The organism is Ligilactobacillus apodemi DSM 16634 = JCM 16172, assembly GCF_001434405.1.
In the GTDB taxonomy this organism is placed as follows: Bacteria; Bacillota; Bacilli; order Lactobacillales; family Lactobacillaceae; genus Ligilactobacillus; species Ligilactobacillus apodemi.
In genome coordinates this window covers 94093-104724 of record NZ_AZFT01000043.1, presented here as the reverse complement: position 1 = coordinate 104724, position 10632 = coordinate 94093, and the positions used below count along the sequence as shown (strand labels likewise).

General features: G+C 38.0%; 14 protein-coding genes and 1 pseudogene. All 15 read left to right on the top strand.

Annotation, left to right across the window (positions count from 1 at the left end; genetic code table 11):
* Positions 1–2198: mucin-binding protein (locus tag FC32_RS10720; RefSeq protein WP_420835863.1), on the top strand; the 2198-nt coding region annotated here is incomplete at its 5' end.
* A gap of 237 nt (positions 2199–2435) precedes the next feature.
* Positions 2436–3287: pseudogene (locus tag FC32_RS11055) on the top strand (NAD(P)/FAD-dependent oxidoreductase); the annotation flags it as partial.
* 63 nt (positions 3288–3350) lie between these two features.
* A complete protein-coding gene (locus FC32_RS11050; protein ID WP_257576913.1) occupies positions 3351–3797 on the top strand; it encodes an NAD(P)/FAD-dependent oxidoreductase in 447 nt (148 codons plus the stop codon).
* The gene (locus FC32_RS03745) at positions 3794–4492 is read left to right on the top strand and encodes an enhanced serine sensitivity protein SseB C-terminal domain-containing protein (RefSeq protein ID WP_025088040.1); all 699 of its coding nucleotides are present in this window, start codon (positions 3794–3796) and stop codon (positions 4490–4492) included. The genes FC32_RS11050 and FC32_RS03745 overlap by 4 nt, the downstream gene beginning before the upstream one ends.
* Before the next feature lie 24 nt (positions 4493–4516).
* Positions 4517–5182, top strand: a complete 666-nt coding sequence (locus tag FC32_RS03740; protein ID WP_025088039.1) for a class A sortase — start codon at positions 4517–4519, stop codon at positions 5180–5182.
* A gap of 171 nt (positions 5183–5353) precedes the next feature.
* On the top strand, positions 5354–5503 hold the full coding sequence (gene rpmG / locus FC32_RS03735) for a 50S ribosomal protein L33 (protein WP_025088038.1): 150 nt from the start codon (positions 5354–5356) through the stop codon (positions 5501–5503).
* An 18-nt stretch (positions 5504–5521) separates the two neighbouring features.
* Entirely contained in the window at positions 5522–5689 is a 168-nt protein-coding gene (gene secE / locus FC32_RS03730; RefSeq protein ID WP_025088037.1) for a preprotein translocase subunit SecE, read from the top strand.
* 130 nt (positions 5690–5819) lie between these two features.
* Entirely contained in the window at positions 5820–6374 is a 555-nt protein-coding gene (gene nusG / locus FC32_RS03725; RefSeq protein ID WP_025088036.1) for a transcription termination/antitermination protein NusG, read from the top strand.
* Positions 6375–6432: 58 nt separating this feature from the next.
* The gene (locus tag FC32_RS03720; RefSeq protein ID WP_025088035.1) at positions 6433–7296 is read left to right on the top strand and encodes an alpha/beta fold hydrolase; all 864 of its coding nucleotides are present in this window, start codon (positions 6433–6435) and stop codon (positions 7294–7296) included.
* Positions 7297–7418: 122 nt separating this feature from the next.
* The gene (gene rplK, locus FC32_RS03715; RefSeq protein WP_025088034.1) at positions 7419–7844 is read left to right on the top strand and encodes a 50S ribosomal protein L11; all 426 of its coding nucleotides are present in this window, start codon (positions 7419–7421) and stop codon (positions 7842–7844) included.
* 101 nt (positions 7845–7945) lie between these two features.
* The gene (gene rplA / locus FC32_RS03710) at positions 7946–8638 is read left to right on the top strand and encodes a 50S ribosomal protein L1 (RefSeq protein ID WP_025088033.1); all 693 of its coding nucleotides are present in this window, start codon (positions 7946–7948) and stop codon (positions 8636–8638) included.
* Positions 8639–8771: 133 nt separating this feature from the next.
* Positions 8772–8957: a type II toxin-antitoxin system HicA family toxin gene (locus tag FC32_RS03705; protein WP_025088032.1), complete on the top strand. Its 186-nt coding sequence runs from the start codon at positions 8772–8774 to the stop codon at positions 8955–8957.
* 36 nt (positions 8958–8993) lie between these two features.
* Entirely contained in the window at positions 8994–9383 is a 390-nt protein-coding gene (locus FC32_RS03700) for a type II toxin-antitoxin system HicB family antitoxin (RefSeq protein ID WP_025088031.1), read from the top strand.
* A gap of 34 nt (positions 9384–9417) precedes the next feature.
* The gene (fic, locus tag FC32_RS03695) at positions 9418–10023 is read left to right on the top strand and encodes a protein adenylyltransferase Fic (RefSeq protein ID WP_025088030.1); all 606 of its coding nucleotides are present in this window, start codon (positions 9418–9420) and stop codon (positions 10021–10023) included.
* A gap of 17 nt (positions 10024–10040) precedes the next feature.
* Complete coding sequence (locus tag FC32_RS03690) at positions 10041–10631, top strand: hypothetical protein (RefSeq protein WP_025088029.1); 591 nt, start codon at positions 10041–10043, stop codon at positions 10629–10631.
* Position 10632 lies beyond the last annotated feature (1 nt).

Genomic DNA, 10632 nt, shown 5'->3' with positions numbered 1-10632 from the left:
CAACTGATTGGACCCCAAGCAAGGACAACTACGATGAAGTCAAAACACCAGTTGTTAATGGCTATGTGGCTGACCAAGCAAGTGTACCAAGCACAGCAGTAACGCAAGATAACATTGAAAAGACGGTTACCTATACTGCAGTTGGTAAGATCGTGCCGGTTGATCCAGATGGCAACAAGATTCCAGATGTACCAACACCGGATTACAAGAACGATCCAGATGATCCAACGAAAGTCGTGCCAAACGAACCAGTACCAGAAATTCCTGGTAAGACACCAGAAACACCAACTGTCACACCAAACGATCCAACAAAGGATACTGAAGTTGTTTACCAAGCAAATTCACAAAAAGCTATTATCAACTATATCGATCAAGATAGTAACTACAGTGTGATCAAATCGGATACTGTTACTGGCAGCTCTAATGAAAAGATCAATTATTCAACAGCAACTGAACTTGAAGAATTATTGAACAAGGGTTACGTTTTGGTAAGTGATGGTTTCCCAGCCGATGCAACCTTTGATGATGATCAAAATACTGATCAAGTCTTTACTGTGATCGTAAAACATGGTGAAGCTCCTGTGGGACCAAATAACCCACATGAACCAGGTACGCCAGTAAATCCTAACGATCCTGATGGACCAAAATGGCCAGCAACAGATGAATATTCAAAAGAATATACTTCGACAGTTCATTTTGTGGATGAAAATGGCAACAAGGTCTTTGATGATAATGTGCAAACATCAACTTGGACCCGGACATTGATCATTGATACCGTAACTGGTGAGATCAAGAATACTGATGCTAGCTGGCAAAGTGATAAAGCGCAATATGATGTAGTCAACGTAGCAGTCAAAGACGGTTACTATGCTGATAAGAGTCAAGTTGCGGCTAAAGATGCTGTCCAAGCTGATTTAGAAGACACAGTCGTTTATAAAACATTAGGTAAAGTTGTTCCGGTTGATCCAAATGGAAATGAAATTCCAAATGTATCACAACCACAATATAATAATGACCCAACTGACCCAACTAAGGGTGGTAAAACTGATGTGCCAGACATTCCAGGGTACACACCAGAAGTACCAAGTGTAACTCCTGAAAATCCAGGGAAAGATACACCTGTTGTTTACGTCCCTGTTCAAAATGAACAAACGGCTAAAATTATTTATATTGATACTACAACTGGTGCAACCTTAGAAATGGATTCTGTAACTGGTATGCCAGGAACTACGATCGATTATTCAACTAAGGATCGCATTGAAAATTTAGTAAATAAAGGATATGTAGTAGTGGAAGATGGCTTTAGTGAGGCAAATGATCCCGTCTTTGATTCCGATGATAATACTGACCAAGTTTATTATGTCAGATTAGAACATGCGACTGTTCCAGTAGGCCCAAATAACCCACATGAACCAGGAACACCAATCAATCCTAACGACCCTGATGGACCAAAATGGCCGGCAACAGATGAATATTCGAAAGAATATACTTCAACGGTTCACTTTGTAGATAAAAACGGCAATAAGTTGCGGGAAGATGATGTGCAAACATCAACCTGGACACGTACCTTGATCATTGATAAAGTGACAGGGGAAGTCTTGAATTCTAACGAAACATGGCTTGCCGATAAGGATAGTTACACTGATGTAAAAGTTCCGGTTATTGAAGATTATGTAGCAGATAAAGCTGTTGTTTTAGGACAAGCAACACAGCAACAAGATCTTGAAACGACAGTAACTTATAGCCCAATTGGTGTGATCGTTCCGGTAGATGAAAATGGTAATAAGATTTCAGGTGCAAACACACCACAATACAAGAACGATCCTAACGATCCAACTAAAGTGGTCGTAACAGATACACCAGATGTACCGGGCTATACTACTGATATACCAAGCGTCTTACCAAATGATGCGACAGTTGATACCCCTGTTGTGTACAAGAAGGTTTCTGAGCCAGTAAGCGAACAATCAGTTCAACCAGCTCAACCACAACTAACAAGTGTGACTGAAGTTTCACAACCACAACAAGCAAGTGTCGCAAAAAGTTCAGCAGCGCCACAAGTAACAAAAGCTCAACCTGAAACTGTGTTACCACAAATGGGTGATTCAAATGAACATAATTTGGTAATGCTTGGCATAACAATGCTCGCTAGTTTGTTTGGCTTGGCAAGTTTTACAAAGACAAAAAAGAAACAATAAATTTTAAATAAATAAAATTAAAGAGGAGTTGAAAAACTCTTCTTTTTTTGTTTTGTACAATATTTTTTAGTATCAACATGCTAGTAGCAGATAAGGTTATTTAGTATAATGATTTATGTATGGTAGTAATTACTAAATTTTATAGGGGTTACTTTATCATAGGGGCACATAGGAATTTGTGACGTAATAAGATAAAAGGATAATTAAAGTTGTTTAGGGAAGGAAAGGAGCAGGCAGGAGATGGCGAAAGAAAGAATTGTTATCATCGGGGCAAATCATTCAGGAATAGCCGTGGCACGTAATCTGAATAAAAGCGGCAAAGATTTTGAAATAGTAATGATCGACAAGGGAAGTAATTTGGGTTATCTCAATTGTGGCACGCCGTTTTTATTGGAAAATACGATCAATTCATATAAAAAATTTTTCTATACCGATAATGAAAGCTTGCGACAAGAAGTTTCAGCATTGTATACAGATACAAACGTCGAGTCGATCGATTTTAGAAATAAAAAGGTTATTTTTCGGGATAGTAAGGGGTCACACCGTGTTTCTTATGATAAATTAGTTTTGGCAACTGGGGCTTCACAAGTTAGTCTGGGCGTCTCAGGTAATGAATTACAAGGTATCTATCGGATCAAAGATATTGAAGATGCGCTTGAAGTCAAAAAAAGAGTGGAATCAGATGCGATCAAAAATATTGCGATCATTGGTGGAGGATATATTGGGGTTGAAATAGCTGCAGCAATCAAGAAACGCAATAAAAATATCACTATTTTCGATTCCAATTCGCAATTAATGTCATCACACTATGACGATGTATTTGGCGAAATCGTCGGTAAGAAATTAGTTGAGCACGGAATAAATGTGAACTTAAATGAAGAGGTTCAATCTTATGTAGGCAAGGAAGGACAAATTTCTCAAATCATCACCGATCATGGTAAGCACGCCGTTGACATGGTGATCTTAACAATGGGCTTTTTGCCCAATACAACTTTAGGGAGATTTCACCTGGAGTTATATACTAACGGTGCCTATATCGTAAATGAACATCAACAAACATCTGATCCAGATGTTTATGCGGTTGGTGATTGTTCAACGTCGTACTCAAATATTTTAAAAGAATTAGTGGTAAACTTTTCTGTTTCCGATGCGATGCGTGGTGCTTATATCGCAGCTAAAAATATTGCTGGTGAACCAGTAGTCTCAAATGGGACTCAATTGGCAAATGCGGTTAGAGTGTACGATACTAATTTCTTTTCAGCGGGGATCACGGTAGCACAAGCTGAACGCTATGGTGTTCCATGTAGTTATGTTGACTATGAAGAATGGCAACGCCCAGAATTCATGTTAGAAAATAATAAGATAAAATTACGTCTAGTTTATCACCAAGACAATCATCGAATCATTGGGGCTCAAATTGTTTCAAAATCTGATCAATCAGGCGTATTACACATGCTTTCGTTGGCGATCCAAAAAGAAGTGACGATCGAAGAATTACAAGTTTCGGATTTCTTCTTTTATCCATACTTTAATCAACCAAATAACTTTGTGATCGAAGCGGTAAAACATGCAAATTTAGTAGAGGAGGAAAAAGGATGAGTAAGACAACTACTTCAGAACTTTTAACAACACTCGATGCTTTTTTGACTGATATAAACGATCAACAAAAAGCCTTGGAATTTTATATTGCTTTAGGAAAAAGTAAATTATTTATCCTATTAAAATATGGGATGCCGGTTTTAAAAGAGACTGAACAAGGAAAATATCTTCAAGCTTATACCGCTAAGCCAGAGCAGTTACTAACTAGTTCTGAATTGAGCACGGTATCATTAGGCTTAGAACGGATCACTCAAGAATTAAAAGCTGCAGATGCAATGGGGGTCTTATTAGATGAGCAAACACGTAATGTTAAGATCCCAGCTCAAAATATTTTCCAAGTGAATAATTTATTGCAACAAGCAAAACAATTTAAGTTAAAACGGCTCGATACTGATAAGACACTGGAATTAGAAAATCATATTCGCCGACTGGTCAAGCAAAAACCTGAAATCACAAGCGCGTGGTTAGTGGGGATCAAACTAACCACAGCTAGTGACTACGAATATATGTTGATCTTGGAATATAGTGCCGAGACATCAGCGACTGAAAAGCAAGAAACAGTAGTCGAAATTGCTGAAAGTGCAACCTCACTGTTGCCTGATGATCAAAGGTTATTGATCGGTTCGACCGAAGAAGTTGTTGGACAAGTGACGAAAAAAGAATACGCACCATTTTATATTAAGCGGAAATTTTAACTTTAAATAATAAGGGGAAAAATAATGAAAAAGTTTCTAAAATATTTTTTAGTAGTCGTGCTTTTGGTGGTGGGCTTGGCGTTGATCTTTAACCGACAGATCAAAAATGCCCTTGTAAATCAAATGACCAATTCGGCGGTCAGCAGCAAGATTGTGAGCTCAAGTTCGAGCTCGAAAAAAGCCAACTATGACTTTAAGAAGATCACAGCTGTTGACAACCAGCTGGTTGTGAGTGCGGCGACCGGTGAAAAATCGGATGCAATTGGTAAAATCGCGATTCCAAGTGTCGGGCTGAAGTTGCCGATCTTTGCGGGACTTAATAATGAAGATCTAGTCCGTGGGGCTGGAACGATGAAAGAAGATCAAAAAATGGGGGCTGAAGGAAACTATGCCTTAGCCGGACATCATATGAGCGATGAAAGTTTGTTGTTTGGGCCCTTAGCTAAAGCTAAACTAGGGGACAAGATCTATTTGACTGATGGGAAAAAGGTTTATGTTTATAAAACAACGTTAAAAACCGTGGTCAATAAGAGTGAAGTTCAGTATATCTATGATGTTCCCGGGAAGAAGTTGTTGACTTTAGTTACCTGTGCTTCAGGTGAAGCTGGTGAAGTTGATCGGACCATTATTCAAGCCGAATTAGTTTCAACTAAATCAGCCACTAAGGCAAATATGAAATACTTCGAGTAATTTGACAGTTATAGCTATTACTGATAAAGTTGTACTGATATAGTGTGAATTTTACGTTAAAGATGTCAGTTAGAGAAATGTGTCGCTGATATGATTATTAAGTAAATTTTTGTTAGAAGGGAACGGCTGTATTTTTCTAGGAGACACATTGAATACAGCATAAAACGCTCAATGTCTAAGAAGAAAGTAGCCTTAGCTTGCTCAGAATGTGGTTCAAGAAACTATTCGATCGCTGAAAACGTTAATCGTGCAGAACGTTTAGAAGTTAAAAAGTTTTGTAAATACTGTGGCAAGCATACGATTCATCGTGAAACCAAGTAGTTTGTGGGGGTCAAAATAATGAAATTTATTAAGAGTGTCATTCAAACAATGAAAGATACGACTTGGTTAACTGCCAAAGAAACAAGACGAGATACGACCACCGTGGTTGTTTTGTCATTGGCTTTTGCCGCCTTCTTTGGTGTAGTTGACTACGCTGCCCAAGCGTTGATCAATTTATTGGTCTAGTATCACTTAAAAGACTGGTCTTGCCAGTCTTTTTTTGTTACAATTGTCTTGAGTAAAAGCTTCGCGTCCGTCGGAGTTTTTTTATTTTGCAGTTAATGTTTAGAATTTTAATATAAAGGAGATTTATCTAATGGCTGATTCATTTGAAAAAAAATGGTATGTGTTGCACACATATGCTGGTTATGAAAACAAAGTTAAGACGAACTTAGAATCCCGGGCACAATCAATGGGGATGGAAGATTACATCTTTAGAGTTGTTGTACCAGAAGAAGAAAAGGTTGAAAAGACTAAGACAGGTAAGGAAAAAGTGGAAACACTAAAAACTTTCCCGGGTTATGTTTTAGTGGAAATGGTCATGACAGACCAATCATGGTATGTTGTGCGTAACACGCCAGGTGTAACTGGATTTGTTGGTTCACACGGTGCCGGTAGTAAACCAGCTCCATTACTTGACGAAGAAATCCAACATATCTTGGATCAACTTGAAGCAAACGAACAACAACAAGCTGATTTTGATGCTGAAGTTGGGGATGCAGTAACGATCACAGAAGGTGCTTTTGCTGACATGGTCGGTAAGATCACAGAGATCGACGCTGAAAAGATGAAAGTTCGCGTCTTGATCGATATGTTTGGCCGTGAAACAATGGCGGAATTGAACTTTGATCAAGTAAAACGACTAGTTTAATTTAAGTAAAGGGGCTACAGCAATCGCTGTGGTTCTTTTTTTAAATGAGGTGAAATAAGTGCTAAAAAAAATTAACTTAGGTCTGCTAACCACAGGTGGCATAATTGGCGCATTAGCATGGCATAAATTAGCACAACCAAGCGCTAAAAACAATGAACTGACGATAAAAAATCAAGTTCCAACGGTGTTTATTCACGGCTATGCGGGGACGCGTCTATCAGCGGGCTTAATGATCAAGCGCTTTGAAAGTTATGGCTGGGGCCAAAAAAGCGCAGTGATCACGATCAAAGCCGATGGAACATTAGCGATCAGGGGTGATCCCGCAGTCCCAGGCGCTTTGATCCAAGTTTTATTTGATAGTAATCGCATGTCGGTCATGCATCAAACTAATTGGCTGTGGCGCTTGATGAACTGTCTGAAAAATCATCACAGTATCGAACACGTCAATGTGATCGCCCATTCAATGGGAGGAGTCAGTGTTTTGAACTACTTGAGTAAGTATGGTAGTTCAAATCAAGTGTCCCATGTTGATAAAGTTGTGACTTTAGGTGTACCGTTTAATGATCAAGAAGTTGGGCGCGATGGTAAAGAGATCGAATATCGGCCGTTAACTAAGTATGGTCCCCTTGATATGACCCCGCTTTTTAAAAATATCAAACGTCATCGGTACTTTATTTCACCCGAAACAGCCTTTTTAAATATTGCAGGGGATTTAAAAAACGGAACGGCTTCAGATGGTTCAGTCTCAGTTGATTCGGCGTTAAGCTTGCGTTACTTATTAGGAACACAGACGTATTATGAGTTAGTTGTGACTGCCAAACACGCCTCACATTCGATGCTACATGAAAATAAAGAAGTTGATCGCGCAATTGGTTTGTTTTTATTTGGTAAGCAAGCTAAACGAGCCTTTGAAAAAAATTAGGTAAGATATTGTTTTTTACAAAAAAGCGTGTTATATTTTATAAGTATGCTTTTAGCATATTAACGTGGGAGGTCAAATATGCTGACCATCCGTACCACACACGGAATAAGGAGGAATGACCCGTGGCAAAAAACGTAATCAACGTTGTTAAATTACAAATTCCTGCTGGTAAAGCAACTCCAGCTCCACCAGTAGGTCCTGCTTTAGGTCAAGCAGGTATCAACATCATGGGATTCACAAAGGAATTCAACGCTCGTACAGCTGACCAAGCTGGTATGATCATCCCAGTTGTTATCAGTGTTTACGAAGATCGTTCATTCGATTTCGTTACAAAGACACCGCCTGCTGCAGTTTTACTTAAGAAAGCTGCTGGTGTAGAAAAAGGCTCCGGCGAACCTAACACAAACAAAGTTGCTACAGTCACAAAAGCACAAGTTAAGGAAATCGCTGAATCAAAAATGCAAGATCTAAACGCTGCAGACGTAGAAGCTGCTATGCGCATGATTGAAGGTACTGCACGAAGCATGGGCTTTGTTGTAGAAGACTAATTTCTACGGCCATGCTTCTCAGACGGACACTTCTGTGAAAGCAGATCTGTCAAGTGGGAGGTATATCCGATAGACCACATTTTGCAAGGAGGAACTCACTAATGGCTAAAAAGAAAAGCAAGAAATATTTAGAAGCTGCTAAAAAAGTTGAAGCAGACAAAGCATATACAGCTAACGAAGCTGTTGCTTTAGTTAAAGAAATCGACTTTGCTAACTTTGATGCAACTGTTGAAGTAGCATTTAACTTAAACTTAGATACAAAACAAGCAGACCAACAATTACGTGGTGCTTTAGTTTTACCAAACGGTACAGGTAAAGAACAAACAGTTGTTGTATTTGCTAAAGGTGCAAAGGCTCAAGAAGCTAAGGATGCAGGTGCAGACGTTGTCGGTGACGATGACTTAGTTGCACGTATCCAAGATGGCTGGTTGGACTTTGACGTTGCAATCGCAACACCAGATATGATGGCACAAGTTGGTCGTTTAGGTCGTGTTCTTGGACCTAAAGGCTTAATGCCAAACCCTAAGACTGGTACAGTTACAATGGACGTTGCTAAAGCTGTTTCTGACGCTAAGAGCGGTCAAGTAACATACCGTACAGACCGTGACGGTAACGTACACGTGCCAGTTGGTAAAGTATCATTTGACGAAGCTGCTTTAGTTGGCAACTTCCAAGCAATCTACGATACAATTGCTAAATTACGTCCAGCTGCTGTTAAAGGAACATACATCAAGCATGTTTCCTTGGCATCAACATTTGGACCAAGTGTTACACTTGACGTAAACTCATTATAAGAATAAGTTTACCGCTTAAAAGCTGTGGTCAATTGACCACGGCTTTTTTTGTTGCTAAATTAGGGCAACTTATTTGTTTTTATGATATTTGATGTGTATTATATAAGTATAAAAATGAGGAGGTGGATTGAGAATGACGATGAAACCTGAAAAAATGATTCGAAAATTAAAACAAGCTGGTTTTATCGAAATTTCCAAAACAGGTGGGCATAGACGCTTTGCTCATCCAGATGGAAGAATGACTGAAGTTCCAGTGCTCGCCAAAGAGCTGAAAAAAGGAACACAAGAAGCCATTTTAAAACAAGCTGGACTTAAGTGATAGAATCTTGGGTTTATCGTTATTTCTCAATTAAGTATGAAAAATAAAAGATTAGTATATCCGATTATTGTTAGTGAATATAATGATGATGGACATTATTTTGTTGCTACATCTCCTAATATTCCAGGGATGGTGACACAGGGGGAAACTTTATCAGAAGTTGCTTATTGGGCTGAAGATGCGATTGCAACGATGATTGCAGGTGAAGATTACCCGACTCCCCAAGATCCAACTGATTGGTCTTTAAAACAAAATGAGCGAGTTATTTTTGTATCTGTAAATATGTCACAATGGTTAAAAAGGCATTCAAAAACAGTCAGGAAAAATATTACTATTCCGGATTATTTGAATGACTGGGCCGTGGAAAATAATGTAAATGTTTCAAGAGTTACGACTGAAGCTTTGATGAAATTGGCTGATATCTAACAACCTAGGGCAAGGAAGAATAGAGAAGATCAATATGGTACTAGAGAATAAACTGGGCATCAAAAATCAAGCAGAACTTAAGCTAAAAGAAGAATTGCTGACTAAAAAGCGAGCTAAACAGTTGATCGAGACGGGAAAACTTTTCGAGTTTGAAGTAGGGACCTTTAAGGAATTGGCGGCAATTCATCAGTACTTATTTCAAGATATTTATCACTTTGCGGGAAAGATCAGAGATGTTAATCTTGCGAAAGATGATTTTGCTTTTGCCCCGCGGATGTTTTTAGTTCAGTCATTGGAGTATATTGATAAGTTACCGCAAGAAAATTTTGATGAAATCATTGATAAGTATGCTGATATGAATATTGCGCATCCTTTTCGTGAAGGAAACGGGCGTAGTACGCGCTTGTGGCTAGATAATCTGTTACGAGCTAAATTAGGTAAGATCGTAGACTGGAATAAGATCGATAAAACTGAATACTTAAATGCGATGAAGCGCAGTCCTATTTCGACTGGTGAACTTAAATATCTTTTACAAAATAATTTGACGGATGATCTGAGTAAGGAAAGTTTTTTCAAGGGAATTGATGTTTCGTATTACTATGAAGGCTATAACACTTATAAAACAGAAGATTTGGAATAATAAAAAGGGGAATTACTATGGAAAATGAGATCAAGTGTATAGGTTTTGGAAAAGATGTCAGTGAGATCCTAGCAGAAATTAGTGATGGTAAGTTTGAGAGTGAAGATTTTTGTAGATTATTTGAAAAAGATGATATAAAAACAATTGAATATATCTCTAAAGGTAGATATTTTGAATTGGGTATGGAAAATAAGTTGTTGCTAGACTCAGATAGAAATTTTATAGAAAATTTGAAATTTAATGAAGAATTGGATTCACCAGAAGGAAAAAATTTGGGTTGGAAAGTAACTTTAGTAAATCCTAGTACTAGGTTAATTTCACACAATACAATTTCTTGTAGTACTAAAAAGTGTATAGAAAATAAAAGATACCCTGTTAAGGTTACGAAGAATAAAGATATTAATATCGGAAATGATATTATTCATAAGGGACATCTGCTAGCCTATGATTTTTTTGATTGTATTCCACACGTCCCAGTACAATTTACAAAAGAGAAAAAAGGAACAAAAAATAAATATAATATTTATACTCAATTTAAGCGTGCAAATTGTAATAAAAAAATGATCATGGTCAGCTCTATTTTGAAGATAAAGTTAGCAACTATTTAAA